Genomic DNA, 20,312 nt, shown 5'->3' with positions numbered 1-20,312 from the left:
GGGGATGCCCCACACCACCAAAAACGTCGGCGTCCCGGAATGTGCGTTGTGACTTGGGACGACACTGCGTGTCGGAATGTGAACCGAAGTTTGAACATTCATTAAATCTTTTGTAATCTTCATTACAGTGTTGGGGGGTGCTGAAACCTCCAGGTTTGGATGAAGGAGTCACATGAAAACGCGTTTTGGCCTAGCGCTCGTAGCCACCGTAAGTTCGCTCGTACTGGTGGGATGCAACGCGGGAGCGTCATCATCGGGTTCGTCTGACGCACGCACCGACATGGTAATCGCGCACACGGCGGAACCTGCCAACCTGGACTTCACGACCTCGGCCGGGGCTGCCGTCCCGCAGGCACTCATGGAAAACGTGTACGAATCGCTTGTTCGGATTGACCAAGAAGGTCAGATCCAGCCTGCGCTCGCCGAATCCTGGGACCTGTCAGAGGACCGCAAGACGTACACCTTTAAGCTCCGCAAGGATGTGAAGTTCTCATCCGGTGCTGACTTCACCGCCGACGACGTCAAGTTCTCATATGAACGAGTCAAATCAGACGCGTGGAAGAACGCGTTGAAGGCGAAAATGGACGTTGTCGACACCATCAACGTCGTCGATGACGCAACGGTTGAAATCACCCTGTCACACCCGTCCAGCCGGTGGCTGTTTGACTTGGCGTCCCTTGTGGGAGCCGTGTTTGACGAAGAAGGCGTCAACGACCTGGCCAACAAGGCCGTAGGAACCGGGCCGTTCACGGTCGACACCTTTACACGTGGTCAGAAGATCGTGTTCGCTGCCCGTGATGACTACTGGGGTGAAGAACCCAAGCTGGACAAGGTCACGTTCAAGTACTTTAAGGATCCCGTGGCCAGTGCTAACGCGTTGAAGTCCGGGGAAGTAGACGTCCTAGCTAGCCTGCAGGCGCCTGACCTGCTGTCGAGTTTTGAAAAAGAATCCGACAAGTACAAAGTCGTCGAAGGGACCACTAACGGTGAAGTCCTGCTCGCCCTGAACAACGCAGGTGGCGTGTTCAAGGACAAAAAGGTCCGCGAAGCAGTGATGTACGCGCTCGACGAGCAGGCCATCATCGACACGGCATGGAGTGGCCACGGAACGCTTATTGGCTCGATGGTTCCACCCACCGATCCGTACTACGAAGACCTGACCAACAAGTGGCCTCACGATGTTGAAAAGGCCAAGAAGCTCATCGAAGAAGCCGGTGTGAAAGACCAGACCGTGAAGTTCACCGTGCCAAACCTTCCGTACGCCACCGCGTCGGCCAATGTCGTAGTTTCCCAGCTCGAAGCAGTAGGTCTGAAGGCGAAAGTTGAAACTCAAGAGTTCCCGGCCGTGTGGTTGGACAAGACGTTCACTAACCATGAGTACGACATGTCCATCATCAACCACATCGAAGCGCGCGACATGCTCACGGTCTTTGGTGAGGGCTACTACACGGGATACGACTCTAAGAAAATCAGCGACATCGCCGCCAAGGCTGATGAAGGTTCAGAAGAGGAATACACGGAAGGTATGAAGCAGGTTGCTCGCACCATCACGGAAGACGCGGCGGCTGGTTTCCTCTTCCTCTTCCCCAACCTGGTCGTGACCAACGCGAAGGTCACGGGAGTTGCCGAAAACCAGGTATCTGACGCATACCGTATCGCCGACCTCGGCTGGGAGTAGCCGTTTTGACAAGCTACTTTCTACGTCGACTGCTTCAGTTTGTCCTGACAGCGGCAGTCGCCTCGGTGGTGGTGTTCGCACTCATGCAGATCCTGCCGGGTAATGCCGCGCAGGTTGCGTTGGGGACCAGCGCCACGCCCGAGGCGGTAGCGGCTCTGGAAGAAAAGTACGGCTTGGATCGTCCTATCGTGGTGCAGTACTTCGATTGGATCGGCCATGTGCTCGTGGGTGACTTTGGTACGTCGTACGTGACGCAAGCTCCGATCGCCCCGGTCATTGCCGACTCGATCCAGGTGACGCTCATTGTGGTGCTAGCGTCGATGGTTGTGGCTCTTGCTGTCGCCGTTCCGTTGGGGACGTTGGCTGCTGTCAACCACAAGAATGTGGTGGGTTCACTGATTTCCGGTGCCAGCCAGATTGGGGTTGCAATCCCCAACTTCTTGGCGGGAATCCTGCTGGTTATGCTGTTTTCGCTCAAGTTTGGATGGTTCCCGTCGTCGGGATGGAAAGCGCCGTCGGAAGGTTTTGGAGAGTTTCTCATCCGCTTGGTGCTTCCGGTCTGTGCGCTCGCTTTGGTGCAGGCGGCTATTTTGACGCGGTATGTGCGTTCAGCGGTTCTGGATGTCATGGGTGAGGACTTCTTGCGGACCGCGCGTGCAAAGGGCCAAACAAAGGGCCGTGCGTTGGTGAAGCACGGTCTGCGCAACGCCGCGATCCCCGTTGTCACGGTTGCGGGTGTGCAGTTAGCGACTTTGCTCATTGGTGCCGTGGTGATCGAACAAGTGTTTGTGATCCCCGGAATGGGGTCAGAACTGGTGCGGGCCGTGAGCAATCGTGACCTGATCACGGTTCAGGGAATCGTCTTGGTTCTGGTGGTTCTGGTGCTGGCGCTCAACACCATCATTGACCTGTTGTACCCGGTACTTGATCCGCGTGTGAGGAGGGCAGCGTAGTGAACAAGCGCTTCTTTTCGAACATGAGCCTGATCGTTGGCCTGGTATTTGTGGCTCTCATCATTATCACCGCGCTCATCAGCTTCATTTGGACTCCGTATTCGCCCAACCACCTGGACGCTCGGTTGTCAGGTTCGACTCCTGAGCACTGGTTAGGGACCGACCAGTACGGTCGCGACACTCTCACGTGGGTCATGATGGGTGCGCGGATCACGCTGTATGTGGGTGCCGTCGCGGTGGGAATCGCCGTGGTCATCGGTGTTCCGTTAGGGATTCTGGCCGGAATGACCAACCTTGGCTGGTTGTCTGGCCTGATTATGCGTACCAACGATTTGCTGTTGGCTTTTCCCGCGCTTTTGCTGGCCATGATTTTCGCGGCTGCTCTGGGTCCAGGTACCTTGCCTGCCATGATCGCGGTGGGAATCGCATCAATTCCCGGGTTTGCTCGGGTGGCCCGTTCTGGGACCCTGCAGGTGATGAGTCGCGAATTCATCATGGCGGCGAAGTCTGCGAATCGGAGCGCGTTCGCGATTGCGCGCACGCACGTCTTGCCCAATATCGGTGGCATGGTGATCGTGCAGTGTTCGGTTGCGTTCGCGCTGGCTATTTTGGCCGAGGCCGGTCTGTCCTTCCTGGGACTAGGCACCCAAGCGCAAACTCCCTCATGGGGGCGCATGCTGTACGACTCTCAACAGCATTTGGAAAGCCACCCAGGACTAGCAATATGGCCAGGCATCGCCATTGCGATCGCGGTGTTAGGTTTCAACCTGCTAGGTGACGGCCTCCGCGATCGACTCGACCCCAAACTGAAGGGACGGTCGTGATGTCAGAACTTTTACACGTCAAAGACCTGCGTATCGCAACCGAAACTACCGAACTGGTGAAACCGCTTTCATTTGACCTTGCATCAGGCGAACGCGTGGGGCTGATAGGTGAGTCCGGTTCCGGAAAGTCACTCACCGCCTCGGCGATCATGGGGCTCCTGCCCGACGAACTTCAATCCTCAGGAACCATTGAACTTCAGGGCCACGCCGGAAACCTGCTCACACTCAGTGACGCGCGGATGTCCAAACTGCGCGGAAAAGACATCTCGATGGTGTTCCAAGAACCCATGAGCGCGCTCAATCCGCTCATGCGTGTGGGCGACCAAGTGGCCGAAGTGATGAAACTTCACGGGAACACCGCAAACCTACGAGACAAGGTCATTGAGCTGTTGACCCGAGTGGACCTCCCTGACCCGCAGGCCGCTGCAAAAGCCTACCCACACCAACTTTCGGGAGGCCAACGACAGCGCGTGGTGATCGCGATCGCCATGGCGAACTCACCTCGGCTTCTCATCTGTGACGAGCCTACGACCGCACTCGACGTGACTGTGCAGTCAGGAATCCTGGACCTCATTGGGCACAGCGTGCAGAAAAACAACACAGGACTCTTGTTCATCACCCACGACCTCGCAGTTGTTGCACGAGTGTGCGAACACGTGTTGGTCATGTACAAGGGCGAACTGGTGGAGCGCGGAACGGTCAAGGACGTCTTCACCAACCCGCAACACGAATACACGCGCGGACTCCTAGCCGCCTCGGACCTGTCCGCGACTGACGACAACGGTCGTCTCTTCACCATCCAAACAGCTCAGAACTACCGCCTCGAAGAAACGGCACGGGAGGAAGCTGGGGACGACGTTGCGGTGACGGAAGGTTCCAAAACCGGGGACAACTCGAACGCGCAAGGAAGCACAAAGGTGGGGGACACCTCGGCGGGAGAAAAACCCCGAATAGTCGTTGAGGTTCGCGACCTGAAGAAGGACTACGAACGCAAGTCCGGCCGCCTTTTTGCCCGGCCCCACAAAGTCCACGCGCTCAATGGAATCGACCTGACGATCCAGTCGGGGCAACGGTTCGGAATCGTGGGGGAGTCCGGTTCAGGGAAATCGACGCTGTTGAAGATCCTGTCTGGGTTGGAAACAGCGTCAAGCGGGAAGGTGACCGTGGGCGACTACGACGTCACGGCCGGGGCCGAGGCGGACATCCGCAAGGTAAGAGAAGACCTGCAGATCGTGTTCCAAGACCCGTTCGCGTCGCTCGACCCGCGTATGAAAGTGCGCGAAATCGTCGCCGAACCGCTCATCGCGATGGGAGTTCCTGCACAGGAGCGAGCCACCCGAGTACGAGAAATGCTCCTCGCGGTAGGGCTCGACGAAACAGCAGAAAACCGGTACCCACACCAGTTTTCTGGCGGGCAGAGGCAACGCATCTCAATCGCTCGAGCACTGGTGTGCAGGCCGCAGATCCTGGTAGCCGACGAACCCGTCTCAGCTCTCGACGTTTCGGTGCGCGCGCAGGTGCTCAATCTTCTGACCGACCTGGTCGAAGAATACGGCCTCACCCTGATTTTCGTCAGCCACGACCTGTCCGTTGTGCGCTACCTGTGTAGCGACGTTGCGGTCATGAAGAGTGGCGAAATTGTGGAAACCGGCACAGTCGACCAGATTTACGACGCGCCGGCTCACCCGTACACGCAGAGCTTGGTGGCAGCGACACCACAACTTGAGGATGCATTGGCGCATCACGCATAAAAACAACCCGCGTGGTGACCGGCTGACGGGGCCACCACGCAGTCAAAATACGTCGATACACGTCGACGCATCTATAGAAAGGAGCACATTATGCTGGCGGATCTTTCCGCTCAAGAATCAACAGCTGGATACGCAAACGGGGACTTTAGTCCAGTTGATGTGCTCGATGCTGTGGCAGAGCGTATTGCTGCGTGCGAACCCACGATCAACGCGCTGTGGGACAACGCTACAGGTGACGGGCCCGTTTCGGAGCGCACGCGGAAAGCAGCCCAAGATTCTGCTGGGCGTTGGCAACGTGGCGAAGCGTTAAGCGGCTTGGACGGTGTGGTCGTAACCGTGAAAGAAAACATCGCGCGCGCCGGAGTCGCCATGCCGTCGGGCACCAAGCCGGGTTCACGTACACCGGAAGAACGCAATGCCCCTATTGTGGACCGCCTGGAAGAAGCCGGTGCCGTCATCGTGGGTTCGACGGTCATGCCGGACTGGGGCATGTTGTCATCTGGAGTGTCGTCACTGCACGGCATCACGCGCTCGCCAATTAACCCAGACCTGACAACGGGTGGCTCGTCGTCTGGCGCGGGTGCCGCGGCGGTTGCCGGATACGGTCCGATTCACATCGGTAGTGACATCGGTGGTTCGATTCGTTTGCCTGGAACCTGGCTGGGGTTGGCTACGCTCAAGCCAAGTTTTGGGCGCGTTCCCTTGTCGGTTCCGTATCAAGGGCGGTGTGCAGGCCCGCTGGCTCGTCGGATGAGCGACGTGATCGCGGCTATGGAAGTGATTGGGCGTTCCGATGCACGTGACTACACGCAACTCCCTCCGTATGCGGGGGCGTACCAGACCCGTTTTGACCCGGCTAACGTGCGCGTGGCCGTGCATGTGGATGCTGGGTGCGGAATGGATGTTGATCCGCAGGTCGCCGAGGTGGTGCTGGGGGTTGCGCGCGAGTTCGAGCGGGCGGGCGCCGAGGTGGAAGAAATTGAACCATTCATGGATGACGAACTGCTGAGCCTCATTGATCTGTTTTGGCGCGTGCGGTCATACAACGACCTCATGAAGCTCAGTGAAGAAGACCGTGCTCACGTCTTGCCGTATGTTGCACAGTGGTGTGAGGCGGGGGCGCATGTGACTGGCCCGGAACTCATGGATGCATACAACTCGATTCATTCGATGCGCAAGCGTACCGTGAGTGCAACCGAACCATTCGACCTGGTGTTGTCGCCGGTGGCTCCCGTCGCCGCGTTTCCTGCTGAGTGGCCCATGCCGTTTAACGACCCGTCGCAGAGCATGGGGCACATATCGTTTACGGTTCCGTACAACATGTCGGAGCAGCCGGCTTCGACCGTACACGCGGGTTACACAGACGACGGGCGGACTGTGGGCGTACAGGTTGCGGGCCCACGCTTTGCTGACCCATTCGTTTTGTCGGCGTCGCTGTGGTTGGAAGAGACACTGGACGTGGAGCTTCCCGCGCGCACCGTGGGAGTGTAGCCAAAAACACGCGAGCCCCCGGACGTAGCGTCCAGGGGCTCACAGGTGTGAACTACGGTCAGTAGTCCTCGATCTTTACGGACTCGCCGTCGATGTAGACCTTGCCGGAAACCTTGAACTTTTGGTTGTTTATTGACTTCCAGGCATTCTTTCCAGCCTTTTTCGAGTCGGCCGTGAACGAAACTTCGCCCTCTTCTTTAGAGAAGTACACGCCATTTCCGATTGTGCCGGAGTACGACACGTAAATCTTGGGGCGCTTTTCGATCTTCCAATGAACGTCGCCTTCGTTAACGTCGTCCTTGAACTTGACCCCTTGAGAGCTTGACTCCGGATCAACTCGGAACCCGCATCCCTTGGGTTCAAAATCTCCCGACTTCTCACATTCGTCGATCTTCTTGTTGACGAGCTTTTCAACCTCTTTGTTCAGTTCGTCCTTGACATCTGCCCTCAGACGGACTTCCTGTGGTTCCTGTTTGTCTTCGTCGCTGAGGTAGCCCAAGGAAATGGACTGCTTGTCTCCGCTCAGGAATTTGCTTTCAGGCGATTCGAGGTCATAAGTCCCTGGGTACATCGCGTATACGGCAGAACCAGGTTCGACGTCGATTTCTTCACCATTGACCTTGAGCTTATTAGCGGGAGTATCGAGAGTCACAGGCTGAACCTGAGGCCCCTGCATCTGCCAGTCATCGAAGAACAGGCCCTTCTTGCCCTTCTTTTCAGCGTGCAACTTCATGCTGTGCTCTTGACCGCTGATGGTGTACGACATGTCGATCTGTGCCGTGTCGCCCTTGCGGTCAACCTGGCCGACCTTGACGTTACTGACCTTGTCAGGAGAGGACTCGATGAATCGTGGGTCGAGGAGTTCTTCGCGAGCCCCCTTAGGGACGCGAACCTTGGCAATTTCGTTGGCCTTTTTCATGTCGCCGGAGTTAACAGCGTCAGCGTATGACTGAGCAAGCGCTTGGGGACTGTGCTGTTGTTTGTTGACAACATTGACCACAATGATCCCAGCGACGACAAGAAGGATGACACCCGCAACTGCAGCCAGCGAAATGAAAAGCGGTGCCTTAGAAGACTTCTTCTTCTGAGGCCCGGCTTGAGGGTGTCCATAACCTGGGGCGGGTGCCGGCCGAGGTGGCTGGTTAGGTCCCGTGCCCATAGGCGTTTGAGGTGCGGACCCCATGTTGTTGGGGGCTCCGTTGTGCTGCGGTGGCCGGGGTGGCTGTGGCGGCGTGCCAGGGGGGAAGCTGTTCCCTGAACTCATATAATCCTCACAAAACGTCTAAATATACCTTCACTAAGGTACCATGTGGGTTCATCTCGGGTGTGTCTTGATTGGAACACCTGTTGCTGGGACGGCAAGATGTATGTGTGCCAAAGACTTCCCAATCGCTGAATGACTTCGCTCGACCACTAGGGCTCGGAGCGCTGGCAGGTGCCCGCGTTCTCCTTATTTTTATTCTGAGCGCGCTGGGTTTGTCGTTTGTGATGTGGCTGGTGGCAGTGGCCAAAATGCTCCCAATCTCCACCATTCCAGACTGGGCCACGCGCGGTGCTTTAGCCGCTTTTGGTTTCCCGTTTGAGCAGGCTGATTTTGTTCTGAGTTTGCCTCCGTCGCTGTTGTCACTCGTGGTTGCATGGCAGATGTATCGGGCGGGCAAGAAGCTTCGTGCGGACGACCGCGTGCCTTCCGACGACCTTCTGAAAACTCAGTTGTTACGGCTCACAGGATTGTCACTGAGCGTTCTCATCGTGATTGTGGTTGCGCTTGTGATCAGTGGCGCGCCCGTCACTGGTTTTGGTATTTGCCGGAGCATCATTCTTCTTCTCCTCGCACCCGCGTGGGGCATTCGCATAGGCGCTGAACACCTCGCGCGGTGGTGCGATGACCGCATGAGTTTTGCGTGGGGCGACGCGGTCGAAGATTCCTTGAAGCTTGTGTCACGACTGCTGATTGCGCTGGTCGTGGCTGCGCACGTCGTTCTTGCCGTTGCCGTGTGGGGGAGTTTTTCATCCGCCGCCGAGGTGGTTTCTGCTTACAGTGCCCCCGTAATTGCCGCTGTTGGGCTGGGTATCGTTCAATTGATGTTCGCTCCAACCGTGTGGGCGGGAGCGCTGACGTGGGTCACGGGTTTCCCCCTTCGCTTAGGCGGTGACATTCACGCATCGGCGATGTCTGGTTTTGAAGGGCCGCTACCAGCTATTCCGAGTTTTGCGCTCATCCCTCATATATCGTTTCCAGAAGGAATCGCGTTGGTGGCTGTTCCCCTTATCGCCTTTGCGTTGGTGATTGCGTTTTCGGAGTCTGCGACGCTACACAACGCAGTTGTCGCGGGGGTTCAGACATTCATTGTCTTAGCGTTGGCGTCGCTGTTCTTTTGCGGTGGAATCGGTCCAGGAGGTTTGCAAACCACTGGTGTGATTCCGTGGATGTTTGTCGTTGCAAGTGCTATTTGGGTTGCAGGTGGCGTTGGAATTGGCCTGGGGATGAAAAAACTGCGGGACTTTTATGTCTCTTCGTCGACTCCTCAAAAGCCTGACTCAGAGTCAGCTCGGTAACTGTTGCCCAGTCACCTGCTTGAAAAGGTCTTCGACGCCCTTTTTATATTCGGTTTGGCACGAAACGCTTGCCTCTTGAGTGATGGCAGATGTAGTGCACTCTTCGAATGATTTCTGTACCGGATACATGATGAGCGTTCCGGCGGCGGCGAAAATGCTCATCACTGAGGCGAACACGCCGATGACCGAAAACACGAGCATCGGGACAGGACCTTTCGTCTGCACGCACGCGATGAACAGGCGGATACCCCAAATGAGTGCTCCAACCGAGAACAGCCCCGCGAGCAAAGAAAACGGCAAGCGGTAGAAAGAGAACATGAAGGAGAGGGCGCACAGGGCTAAAAACGTGTAGCCCAAACGCCTGCGCTTCTTCACGTCTGGTCCGATGGTGGTGTTTTCAGTCGTTTCATTCTTGGGAGGCATCACGTTCTTTAGTGTGGCACACGAATTCGAACGGGAAGCGTCAAGGCTTAGAATGGCGTCGTGCGTATTCTTCTGTTGGCTTCTGGTTCAGGAACGTTGACCCAAGCAGTTTTAGACGCTGCCGGCCCCTACAGTGTGGTGGCAGTGGGCTCCGATCTTCCCGACGCTCCGGTGTTGCGCCGTGCTCAGCAGGCAGGCGTGGATGACTTTTGTGTCGACTTCTCGGCCTACGAAGACCGGTCAGATTGGAACCGGGCGCTTGCCGAGGTTGTTGAGAGCTACCAGCCGGACTGGATTGTGTCGGCGGGACTCATGAGGATTTTGGGCCCGGAATTTGTTTCGCGGTTTGCCGGGAAGATCATTAACACGCACCCCGCTCTTTTGCCCAGCTTCCCAGGAGCCCATGCGGTGCGCGACGCTCTGGCCCACGGAGTTCACGTGACAGGGACGACTATCCACCTCATCGACGAGGGTGTGGACACCGGCCCCATCATCCGCCAATTTCCTATTGAAATCAGCCCCACCGACACTGAAGAAACTCTTCACGAAAAAATTAAAAAGGTTGAGCGAGCACAGCTTGTGCGACTTCTATCCGACCTTGCGACGCATTCGTTGTCCCTTAACGGCCGTCGCGTCACACTCACACCAGTAGAAAGCGAGTCCTCACGTGTCTGAACAACGCCCCATTCGTCGCGCACTCATTAGCGTTTTTGACAAGACTGGCTTAGAAGAATTCGCTCAGAGCTTGGCTTCGGCAGGCGTCGAAATTGTGTCGACAGGATCAACTGCGTCGACGATCGCACAAACGGGCGTAAAGGTCACCAAAGTGGAAGAGCTCACCGGCTTCCCCGAGTGCCTGGACGGACGAGTAAAAACTCTCCACCCACGTGTTCACGCGGGAATTCTCGCTGATACCCGCAATCCCGATCACGTGGCACAGCTTGCAGACCTAAACATCGAGGCCTTTGACCTGGTTGTCGTGAACCTTTACCCGTTCACCGAGACTGTCGCATCAGGTGCCGGGTATGACGACTGCATCGAAAAGATCGATATCGGTGGTCCGTCCATGGTTCGCGCTGCGGCAAAGAATCACGCATCCGTGGCGATCGTCGTAGACCCAGCAGATTACACGTCCACAGTCGCGGCCGCTGAAGGCAACGGCTTCACCCTTGAAGAACGTACAACGCTTGCCGCAAAAGCGTTCGCACACACCGCGTCTTATGACACGGCAGTAGCTTCATGGTTTGCTTCGCACAGCGATAAGCCTGAGTTCTTTGGTGCCACTGGTCAGCTGAAATCGACTCTGCGCTACGGAGAGAACCCGCACCAGGAAGCCCGCGTGTACGCAACCGGTGGGGGACTGGCAACCGCCACACAGCTCCACGGAAAAGAAATGTCGTACAACAACTACCAAGACACAGATGCCGCAGTGCGTACGGCTTACGACTTCGACGAACCTGCTGTAGCCATCATCAAGCACGCCAACCCGTGTGGAGTCGCGGTAGGTTCCACGATTGAAGAAGCGCACAAGCGCGCTCATGACTGTGACTCGGTTTCGGCTTTCGGCGGTGTGATAGCCACCAACCGGCCGGTGACTGTGGCGCTTGCAGAACAGATCGCTCCCATTTTCACCGAGGTCGTTGCCGCACCTTCTTTTGAAGCAGGTGCCGCTGAGGTTCTACAGAAAAAGAAGAACATCCGCTTGCTGGAATTGGGTGACGTGACGTTTGCTTCCACGGAGTTCCGCTCAATCAGTGGTGGAATTCTGGTGCAAGAGCGTGACGTCTACCAGGCAGAAGGCGACAACCCGAACAACTGGACTCTGGCCACTGGGGAAGCAGCTGATGACGCGACGCTCGCAGACTTGGTGTTCGCGTGGCGCGCCGTCAGGTCGGTGAAGTCCAACGCGATTCTGCTGGCAAAGGACGGCGCATCCGTTGGAATCGGAATGGGGCAGGTCAACCGCGTGGACTCCGCGCGTCTGGCTGTCAGCCGTGCTGGTGAAGAACGAGCACGTGGATCTGTTGCGGCTTCCGACGCTTTCTTCCCCTTTGCCGACGGGCTCGAAGTGCTCGTCGAAGCCGGGGTTCGTGCGGTGGTTCAACCCGGCGGCTCGATTCGCGACGAAGAAGTGATCGAGGCTGCCCGCACGGCCGGACTGACTCTCTACCTGACAGGTACTCGCCATTTCTTCCACTAATAAGACCACGCTTAAACGGCGAGGTAAGGGTCGCGGGCCGATTTCCAAACGATGGATCGTATGGAAACGCCGATTCGCTAACCCCACGGGCCGCGACTGGGTCCTATTGGTAACCCTGGTGTGGATTCTGGGGGCCTGTGCTCTGGCGTTTGTCAGTGTTCTTTACACAGCAATCGCTCTAGCGGTTTGCCTGGTTGGTTTAGCATTTGTTCGCCTGAGTCCGCGGAGTTCATGGTGGGTCAATCGCAGCATGATCGCTGACGTCACCACCTTGATGATTCTGGCTGGCTTAATCTTGACACTCGCGCTTACAGTACCCGGCGTATAAAGCAATTTGTCCGCCTAGCTGGACACTCGTGTGCGTACGAAAGTGAATGTGCTGACGTGGGCTGGGACAATTGATATATGTCACATTCACCGTTTTCTGGCGTCACAATCGTAGACTTTTCGCGAGTACTTGCAGGTCCCTACGCGACCGCAATGTTTGCGGACCTAGGTGCCGAAGTCATCAAGATCGAGATCCCCGGAGTGGGTGATGATGCTCGACACTTGGGCCCTTTCAAAGACGGAGAGAGCGTTTACTTCTCCGGTCTCAACCGAGGCAAGAAGTCCGTTGAGATCGACCTGAAGTCCGATGAGGACCGGGCTCGACTGGACACCCTCCTGGAACGCGCCGACGTTGTGGTTGAGAATTTTCGTCCCGGCGTGGCTCACAAACTGGGTATCTCGGCTGAGCAGTTGCGCGCGAAACGCCCTGAGCTGGTGTACGCGTCCATCTCTGGGTACGGGCAGGCCGGTAGTTTCGCCAAGAGCCCGGCATACGACACTGTGGTCCAGGCACGTAGCGGTCTCATGGCCGCTACTGGAACGGTCGAAAGCGGACCTACCCGGGTAGGGGAGTCGATTGCCGACGTCGCCGCAGGCAACCTCGCGGCCTTTGGAATCGCGTCTGCGCTGTTCAAACAGAAGGTCACTGGCGAAGGAAGCCACGTCGACATTCCCATGTACGACGTGCTGGTTTCGATGCAGCCAACTAACGTGGCGGTGTACGACTCAACGGGTGAAGCCCCGGTTCCTTCAGGAAATGCACACCCCGTCACGGCACCGTTCGACACCTACCGTGTCTCTGACGGTCTCATTGTCATCGCTGTTGCAAACGACCGTCTGTTTGCTCACTTGGCGGAAACGCTCGAGCGGCCACAACTCGCAACCGACGAACGTTTCCTCACCGACCCCAAGCGGAAGGCGAACGAAGAGGATCTCCGCGCCGAAATCGAGGAAGCCCTCAAACCCCACACTGTTGACTCAGCACTGGAGCTCCTCGGTACGAATGGAATCCCCTGCTCAGCGGTACTGGACTTAAAGCAGAGCCTCGAGTCCGACCTCGGCCGGGAACGCGACCTCATCCGCACTGACGAACGTTTGGGGCACCGCTATGCGGGCCACCCACTGTTATTTGATGGCGAGCGACCAGTCGCTGAGCTGCCAGTTCCCCGTCTGGGCGAACACAACGACGAAATTTAGGAGGAAGCACATGTTTGGTGTATCTGACGACGAGAAGATGCTCATCGAGGCCGTCGAGGAGCTATCGAACGAAGTTCTGGAACCCCAAGCCGCGAAAACCGACGAAACTGAAGAGATTCCTCACGACGTCATTAAGGCGCTCGCGAACATGGGAGTCATGGGACTTAACCTGCCAGAAGAGTACGGTGGTCCAGGAATCAGCTCGGTCGCGATGACCCACATGGTCGCTGCAGTCGCTGGCGGATGTGGTTCGACCGCGTCGATCGTCACCGCGCACTACCTGGCCACAGACTCTGTGCTGATTGGCGGAACCGACGAACAGAAGAACGCCTACTTGCCACGTGCTGCCAGCGGTGAAGTCATTGGTGCATTTGGTCTCACCGAGCCCGGCGCAGGTTCTAACCCAGCCGAAATGAGCACAAAAGCAGTGCGCACCGACAACGGTTGGCACCTCAAGGGCACCAAGCACTTCATCACGAATGCTGGGTTCGCTGACTTTGTCGTCGTGTACGCCATCACTGACCCCGAGGCCGGCCACCGCGGAATCTCGGCCTTCCTGGTCGACACCGCTAAGGTCGAAGGCATTGTGGTCGGTGGCCACGAAAAGACGATGGGTCTGCGCGGATCACCCGTGTATGAAATCTCGTTCGACTGCGAACTGCCCGCAAATGCCCTTCTTGGTGAAGAAGGCCAGGGGTTCAAGACAGCGATGAAGGTTCTAGACCGAGGTCGTATCGAAGTTGCCGCGATGAGTATCGGTATTTCGCGCAAGGCTATGGAGCACGCTGTTGCATGGTCCAAGACTCGCCACATCAACGGCAAGCCCATTGCAGCTATGCAAGCTATCGCCTTCAAACTCGCTGACATCTACGCGCGCTACCAGCAGGCATTCCTCGTCACAATGGACGCCGCGCACTCGCGTGACACGGGCGAAGACTTCACCATCAAGTCGGCAACCGCAAAACTGGTGGCATCCGAAGCCGCTGCGTTCATCACGGACGAAGCTCTGCAGATCCACGGTGGTTACGGCTTCACCAGGGACTTCCCGCTCGAGCGCTATGCCCGTGACGTCCGAATCTTCCGCATTTACGAGGGTTCGTCGGAGATTCAGCGCACCATCATTGGGCGCCAGCTCACCCGTTAGCTGAAGGAACGGCGAAGAAAACCTGAACGTCACGTGAAAATCGCAAGGTTTTCTTAAGGGGCGGTTGTCTCACAAGCTACTCGATGGAAATGTTGGAGACAGGTTGCTGATCGCAACTGTCCACGTAATACGAGGAGGATTAATGGGACTCGGAGACTTCGCAGACAAGGCAAAGGACGCAGTTAACAGCGAGCAGGCTGAAGGCGTTACCGACGACGCACTCGACAAGGGTGCTGACTTCGCTAACGACAAGACCGGTGGCAAGTTCGAAGACCAGGTTAACCAGGGTCGCGACGCTGCTGACGGCAAGCTCGGAAACGAGTAAGAACACTCGTTCGAACACGAGGGGCGGGAGCACATGCTCCCGCCCCTCGTGTTTTGTGTCTAGAGCTTTTACAGTTTCTCGACGGGCGCGTAACGCATAAGCAGACGCTTGGTACCTTCTGAACCAAAGTCAACATGTGCAACGGTCTTATCGCCCGATCCCGTCACCTCGACGACAGTTCCCAAACCAAAGGAGTCGTGCGAGAGCGTATCCCCGACTGCGACCTCGGGAACCTCCCTTTGTGGCCGGATCCGCGAACCCGACCTTCCAACGGAAGCCGCCGTGCGCCCTCCCGAGGTGTACCGCCCAGCTGACAACGAACGATTAGCCGAGCTGGTCACGGGTGCAGTGACCGAGCCGGTCGACTGCCAATCGACGAGTTCCGACGGGATCTCCTGCAGGAACCGGCTGGGTGGGTTGTACGACGACTGCCCCCACATCGACCGGGTTTCTGACCTGGACACAAACAGGCGCTGCATGGCGCGCGTGAGACCCACGTAGGCCAGACGCCGCTCTTCTGCCAGTTCCGTGGCGTTCGTAAACGAGCGCTGGTGGGGGAACGTGCCGTCTTCCAAACCGGTGAGGAACACGACGGGGAACTCCAGCCCCTTGGCCGTGTGCAGAGTCATGAGCGTGATTTCGCCGGCTTGTGAATCGGGGACAGAGTCGGCGTCAGCGGTGAGCGAGACACGTTCGAGGAAGTCGTCAAGGGTTGCTTCCGGCTGCGAGTGCTGGAAGTCCTCAGCGACTGCAACCAATTCCGCGAGGTTGTCCACGCGCGACTCGTCCTGTGGGTCCGTACTGCGGTTGAGTTCATCCAAATAGCCCGTCTGTTCCATGATCGCTTCAAGTACGCGGGATGGTTGTGCACCGTGGCACGCCTCGAGTAGGTCGTTGAGGAGCTGTGTGAACGCCCGGAGTGGGCCCAGGGTGCGATTGGTCATCCCCGGCGCTTCTTCTGCCCGTTTGAGCGCTTCATAAAAGCTGATGCGTTCGCGGTTCGCGAGTGCCGCGACGAGGGCTTCGCCACGATCTCCGATGCCGCGTTTGGGCACGTTGAGAATGCGACGCAGATTCACGTCATCCGACGGGTTCGACAAAACGTGAGCGTAGGCCAAGACGTCCTTGATTTCTTTGCGCTCGTAGAACCGTGTACCACCCACAACCTTGTATGGGAGTCCCGCTCTCACCAGGGCATCTTCAATAGCTCGCGACTGAGCGTTCGTGCGGTAGAAGACAGCGAAGTCACCGTAGGTGAGATCGGTTTCGTCCATGAGTTCGTCGATCCTGTCAACGACGAACTGAGCTTCTGCATGCTCGGTTGACGCGACCCACCCCACTACTTTTTCGCCACTGCCTTGGTCGGTCCACAGGTTTTTGTCGCGACGGTCGTCGTTATTCCGAATGACGGCGTTAGCGGCCGAAAGAATGTTCTGCGTGGACCGGTAGTTCTGCTCCAGAACAATCGTCTGTGCGTGTGGGAAGTCTTTTTCGAATTCGACGATATTGCGCACAGTGGCTCCGCGGAACGCATAAATGGACTGGTCCGCGTCGCCTACCACCGTGAGCTGGCCGGTGGGCTCAGGGAGGTCCGCCCCGGCGAGTACCCGGATCAGCGCGTACTGTGCCGGGTTCGTGTCCTGGTACTCGTCGACGAAAATGTGGGTGAACCGCGCCCTGTAGTTCCGTGCGATTTCGGGGTTGTTCGTCAGCAACCTCACGGTCTCCATAATGAGGTCGTCGAAATCGTAGGCGTTCGCGACAGCCAAGCGTTCTTGATACCGGCTGTATACCCGCGCAGTCGCTTGTTCCAGCGGGTTGTTTTCCTGCGCTTTGACCTCGAAGTCTGCTGCGGTTATGCATTCGTTCTTGAGGTTCGAAATGCGATTCCGAAGGGTCTTGGGCGTAAACTTCTTGGGGTCGAGGTCGAGTTCTTTCGTCACCTGTGTGATGAGTCGCAAAGAATCTTGCGCGTCATAAATGGAGAAATTGGATGTGCGGTCGCGCGCCTCGCGTCGAAGGATTCGCACACATGCAGAGTGGAACGTGGAGATCCACATGCCACGCGCACGATCGCCCACAAGCGATGTGACACGCTCCAGCATCTCGCGAGCGGCCTTGTTGGTAAACGTGATCGCAAGGATCTGCCCTGGATGTGCTTGCCCTGTGGCCAAGATGTGTGCGATCCGTCGCGTGAGGACAGTGGTTTTCCCTGATCCGGCACCTGCGACGATCAAGAGCGCCGAGCCTGAATGCGTCACTGCCTGGCGCTGTTGAGGGTTGAGGTTTTCGAGAAGTTCTTCCTGCCCGGGTGCGGTGTTGGCTACCGGGTTTTCGGGTTCTGAGGCTGATTGCGAATCAAGGAAGTCAAAGTTCATGATGTTTCACTTTTAAGCGACGGGAGGCTGATACACAAACGAGCGACACCACTCGGGTGTCGCTCGTTAAAGTACAGGGTGTTACAGAACCACTGCAATGATGACTGCGAGGATCGCAAACACTCCTGTTAGGTGAGCCATCGTGGCGGACGGCTGAGGGCCGTCGGCCTGATCGTGAGCTTTCTGTTTGCGGTTACCAATGAGCGCAAACACGGTCACCAAGCTCGCAAGGACCAGTTTGATGCCGATCTTCATGTGGTTAGCGCCGCCCATCGCTTCAGCTACGCCTACCAGAGCTACACCTGTCACCACCTGCAGGAAAGAAGCGTGCAACATGCCCGCTACCACGCGTGGTGAACGCATGTATGTAAAGTAGCCACCAACGATGATGGCCATTCCGACCAGGTGCAAAATAAGTAGAATGTTGCGCAGAATTTCCATGTTTCCCATCTTAATGGCAAGATAGAAAAGCCTGTTCATCGTATGAACAATCCGCCCTGGTGTAATGGCAGCACGCCGGCCTTTGGAGCCGTGCAGTCTAGGTTCGAATCCTAGGGGCGGAGCTAGCGCCGCTAGTTCAAGGAGTGCACATGACGCAGCAGTCGCCAGCTGCCGTAATCGTTCTCGCCGCTGGAGCGGGAACCCGTATGAAGTCCTCCACGCCCAAAGTGATGCACCCTATTGGTGGTCGATCACTGTTGCACCACGCAGTCGATGCGGCTGCGGGTGTCAACCCCGATCACCTGGTCGTCGTTTTGCGCCACGAGCGTGACCGAGTGGGTGAACACGTTTCACAGATCGCCCAGGCACGTGAATGCGCGGTGCTGGTGGCAGATCAAGATGACGTTCCGGGTACCGGGCGCGCCGTTGAGTGTGCGCTCACCCAACTTCCACAAGACCTCACTGGAACCGTCGTAGTGACCTACGGCGATGTCCCTCTGTTGGAAGCGGACACCATTAACGACTTGGTGGCTTTCCACGAAGAACACTCCAACGCGGCTACGGTTTTGTCCGCTCACGTGGAACAACCTCGGGGTTACGGCCGGATCGTGCGCGACGCGACCGGGACACTCGAGAAGATCGTGGAAGAAAAGGACGCCACGGAACAAGAGCGCGCAATCACCGAGATCAACTCGGGCATCTACGCTTTTGACGCCGGAGTGTTGCGTTCATCTTTGGCTTCGGTTGGAACCGACAACGCACAGGGCGAAAAGTACCTCACGGACGTGATCGGTATTGCCCGCTCGCAGGGGTCGGCTGTTGCTGCTTTGGCCACTGACGACGTGTGGCAGGTCGAAGGTGCAAATGACCGGGTCCAGCTTGCAGCACTTGGAAAAGAGCTCAACCGACGCAACGTCGAGAAGTGGATGCGTGCCGGCGTTACGGTCGTGGATCCTGACACCACGTGGATCGACTCGGATGTGACCCTGAACCCTGACGTCACCATCCTTCCGGGCGTTCAGCTTCACGGAGCGTGCGATATCGCTACCGGAGCTGTGATTGGCCCGGACACCACCCTGTCAGACACCGAGGTGGGAGAAGGCGCGCAGGTCATCCGGACTCACGCTCAACTCGCCGTGGTGCGAGCAGGTGCAACGGTAGGTCCGTTTGCATATCTGCGTCCCGGAACGGACTTGGGTGAAAACGGCAAGATCGGCACGTTTGTCGAAACGAAGAACGCACAGATCGGATCTGGTTCGAAGGTTCCGCACCTCACGTATGTGGGTGACGCGACGATCGGTAAGAACTCCAACATCGGTGCATCGAGCGTTTTCGTCAACTATGACGGTGTGAACAAGCACCGCACTGTAGTGGGCGACAACGTGCGCACAGGCTCCGACACCATGTTCGTCGCACCTGTGACCGTGGGCGACGGAGCATACTCCGGAGCCGGTACGGTCATTCGAAAGGATGTTCCTGCAGGTGCACTGGCCATAACCGTTGCGCCTCAGCGTAATATTGAAGAGTGGGTGGTTAAGAACCGACCAGGAACCCCCGCTGCCGACGCTGCTTCTGCCAACAAGGAGACGGACGAACAGTGAACTCGATTACCGCCGCAGGCGAAAAGAAACTTGTTCTCGTTTCTGGGCGTGCACACGAAGAGCTAGCCCAGCAAGTCGCAGAAAATCTGGGTACTGAGCTTCTTCCAGCTGATGTGTACAACTTTGCGAACGGCGAAATCTATGTTCGCTTTTCTGAGTCTGTACGCGGATGTGACGCATTTGTTCTGCAAAGCCACTGCGCACCCATCAACGAATGGTTGATGGAACAGCTCATTATGGTTGACGCACTGAAGCGTGCATCGGCCAAGCGCATCACTGTTATCGCCCCATTCTTCCCATACGCTCGCCAGGACAAGAAGCACCGCGGACGTGAACCTATTTCCGCCCGCCTCGTCGCTGACTTGTACCGCACTGCAGGCGCCGACCGCATCATCACCGTGGATCTCCACACCGCACAGATCCAGGGCTTCTTCGACGGTCCCGTGGACCACTTGGTCGCCCTGCCGATCCTGTCTGACTACGTCAAGAGCAACTATGAGCAACCACTCGCGGTTGTCTCCCCAGACGCGGGACGCATCAAGGTCGCTGAGAACTGGTCGGCTGCTTTGGGTGGTTGCCCACTGGCATTTATCCACAAGACTCGCGACATTGACCGTCCAAACCAGACCAAAGCCAACCGCGTGGTGGGTGACGTCAAGGGGCGCATGTGCGTTCTCGTTGATGACATGATCGACACGGGTGGCACCATTGTGCAGGCCGCCGAGGCGTGTATGGCTGACGGTGCAACCGGAGTTGTCATTGTGGCAACGCACCCGGTGTTCTCCGGGCCTGCAGTAGAGCGGTTGAAGAACTCGGTTGCTAACGAAGTGATCGTGACAAACACGCTTCCGCTGAGCGAAGAAAAGATCTTCGACAAGCTCACCGTTCTGTCGATCGCTCCGCTCTTGGGACGAGCAGTTCACGAAGTATTCGAGGACGGTTCGGTTACGAGCCTCTTCAACATTTAACGAAATCCACCAAACAAGTCTGCGCGCACGCGTCGATTGACGCGTGCGCCTG

Annotated in this window: 17 protein-coding genes and 1 tRNA gene; 14 read left to right on the top strand and 4 right to left on the bottom strand. The window is 57.3% G+C overall.

Annotated elements, in window-relative coordinates:
- Positions 1-172 precede the first annotated feature (172 nt).
- From JOE56_RS02775 to JOE56_RS02755, 5 genes are all read left to right on the top strand, one after another.
- Positions 173-1,678 (top strand): ABC transporter substrate-binding protein, encoded by a 1,506-nt coding sequence (locus JOE56_RS02775; RefSeq protein ID WP_204514728.1) that lies wholly within the window; start codon positions 173-175, stop codon positions 1,676-1,678.
- A gap of 5 nt (positions 1,679-1,683) precedes the next feature.
- Positions 1,684-2,631, top strand: a complete 948-nt coding sequence (locus tag JOE56_RS02770; RefSeq protein WP_204514727.1) for an ABC transporter permease — start codon at positions 1,684-1,686, stop codon at positions 2,629-2,631.
- The gene (locus JOE56_RS02765; RefSeq protein ID WP_204514726.1) at positions 2,631-3,455 is read left to right on the top strand and encodes an ABC transporter permease; all 825 of its coding nucleotides are present in this window, start codon (positions 2,631-2,633) and stop codon (positions 3,453-3,455) included. Before JOE56_RS02770 ends, JOE56_RS02765 begins: the two co-directional genes overlap by 1 nt.
- The gene (locus JOE56_RS02760; RefSeq protein ID WP_204514725.1) at positions 3,455-5,206 is read left to right on the top strand and encodes a dipeptide ABC transporter ATP-binding protein; all 1,752 of its coding nucleotides are present in this window, start codon (positions 3,455-3,457) and stop codon (positions 5,204-5,206) included. Before JOE56_RS02765 ends, JOE56_RS02760 begins: the two co-directional genes overlap by 1 nt.
- A 90-nt stretch (positions 5,207-5,296) precedes the next feature.
- On the top strand, positions 5,297-6,697 hold the full coding sequence (locus tag JOE56_RS02755; protein WP_204514724.1) for an amidase: 1,401 nt from the start codon (positions 5,297-5,299) through the stop codon (positions 6,695-6,697).
- Positions 6,698-6,755: 58 nt separating this feature from the next.
- Here JOE56_RS02755 and JOE56_RS02750 read toward each other — a convergent pair whose 3' ends face one another.
- The gene (locus JOE56_RS02750; RefSeq protein ID WP_204514723.1) at positions 6,756-7,880 is read right to left on the bottom strand and encodes a zinc ribbon domain-containing protein; all 1,125 of its coding nucleotides are present in this window, start codon (positions 7,878-7,880) and stop codon (positions 6,756-6,758) included.
- A 188-nt stretch (positions 7,881-8,068) separates the two neighbouring features.
- On the opposite strand from JOE56_RS02750, the gene JOE56_RS02745 reads away from it, so the two are divergent.
- Positions 8,069-9,256 (top strand): cell division protein PerM, encoded by a 1,188-nt coding sequence (locus JOE56_RS02745; protein ID WP_204514722.1) that lies wholly within the window; start codon positions 8,069-8,071, stop codon positions 9,254-9,256.
- Here the strand turns inward: JOE56_RS02745 and JOE56_RS02740 are convergent.
- Positions 9,245-9,682, bottom strand: coding sequence for a cyclin family protein (locus JOE56_RS02740; protein WP_204514721.1), 438 nt, complete (start codon positions 9,680-9,682; stop codon positions 9,245-9,247). The two genes, JOE56_RS02745 and JOE56_RS02740, sit on opposite strands and share 12 nt — an antisense overlap.
- Before the next feature lie 57 nt (positions 9,683-9,739).
- On the opposite strand from JOE56_RS02740, the gene purN reads away from it, so the two are divergent.
- From purN to JOE56_RS02715, 5 genes are all read left to right on the top strand, one after another.
- Positions 9,740-10,354, top strand: coding sequence for a phosphoribosylglycinamide formyltransferase (gene purN / locus JOE56_RS02735; RefSeq protein ID WP_204514720.1), 615 nt, complete (start codon positions 9,740-9,742; stop codon positions 10,352-10,354).
- A complete protein-coding gene (purH, locus tag JOE56_RS02730; RefSeq protein ID WP_204514719.1) occupies positions 10,347-11,879 on the top strand; it encodes a bifunctional phosphoribosylaminoimidazolecarboxamide formyltransferase/IMP cyclohydrolase in 1,533 nt (510 codons plus the stop codon). Before purN ends, purH begins: the two co-directional genes overlap by 8 nt.
- 405 nt (positions 11,880-12,284) lie before the next feature.
- Entirely contained in the window at positions 12,285-13,403 is a 1,119-nt protein-coding gene (locus JOE56_RS02725; RefSeq protein ID WP_204514718.1) for a CaiB/BaiF CoA transferase family protein, read from the top strand.
- A gap of 10 nt (positions 13,404-13,413) precedes the next feature.
- Positions 13,414-14,547 carry an acyl-CoA dehydrogenase family protein gene (locus tag JOE56_RS02720; RefSeq protein WP_204514717.1) on the top strand — a complete coding sequence of 378 codons (1,134 nt, stop codon included), beginning with the start codon at positions 13,414-13,416 and terminating at the stop codon, positions 14,545-14,547.
- A gap of 142 nt (positions 14,548-14,689) precedes the next feature.
- Positions 14,690-14,872 carry an antitoxin gene (locus JOE56_RS02715; protein WP_204514716.1) on the top strand — a complete coding sequence of 61 codons (183 nt, stop codon included), beginning with the start codon at positions 14,690-14,692 and terminating at the stop codon, positions 14,870-14,872.
- Between the two features lie 68 nt (positions 14,873-14,940).
- Here the strand turns inward: JOE56_RS02715 and pcrA are convergent, their stop codons facing one another.
- Both pcrA and JOE56_RS02705 read right to left on the bottom strand, forming a co-directional pair.
- On the bottom strand, positions 14,941-17,250 hold the full coding sequence (gene pcrA, locus JOE56_RS02710) for a DNA helicase PcrA (RefSeq protein ID WP_204514715.1): 2,310 nt from the start codon (positions 17,248-17,250) through the stop codon (positions 14,941-14,943).
- 81 nt (positions 17,251-17,331) lie between these two features.
- On the bottom strand, positions 17,332-17,691 hold the full coding sequence (locus JOE56_RS02705) for a hypothetical protein (RefSeq protein WP_204514714.1): 360 nt from the start codon (positions 17,689-17,691) through the stop codon (positions 17,332-17,334).
- A gap of 50 nt (positions 17,692-17,741) precedes the next feature.
- Here JOE56_RS02705 and JOE56_RS02700 point away from each other — a divergent pair.
- The 3 genes from JOE56_RS02700 to JOE56_RS02690 all read left to right on the top strand — a co-directional run bounded on the left by JOE56_RS02700 (position 17,742) and on the right by JOE56_RS02690 (position 20,260).
- Positions 17,742-17,813 (top strand) — tRNA-Gln (locus JOE56_RS02700).
- Positions 17,814-17,840: 27 nt separating this feature from the next.
- Positions 17,841-19,292: a bifunctional UDP-N-acetylglucosamine diphosphorylase/glucosamine-1-phosphate N-acetyltransferase GlmU gene (gene glmU, locus JOE56_RS02695; RefSeq protein WP_204514713.1), complete on the top strand. Its 1,452-nt coding sequence runs from the start codon at positions 17,841-17,843 to the stop codon at positions 19,290-19,292.
- Positions 19,289-20,260, top strand: a complete 972-nt coding sequence (locus JOE56_RS02690) for a ribose-phosphate diphosphokinase (RefSeq protein ID WP_102237524.1) — start codon at positions 19,289-19,291, stop codon at positions 20,258-20,260. Before glmU ends, JOE56_RS02690 begins: the two co-directional genes overlap by 4 nt.
- Positions 20,261-20,312: the final 52 nt, after the last annotated feature.

Origin of the sequence: Brevibacterium paucivorans (assembly GCF_016907735.1) — a bacterium.
GTDB classification, from domain to species: Bacteria; Actinomycetota; Actinomycetes; order Actinomycetales; family Brevibacteriaceae; genus Brevibacterium; species Brevibacterium paucivorans.
Note: the sequence above shows the minus strand (reverse complement) of the source record. Positions and strands in the feature narration are given on the sequence as shown.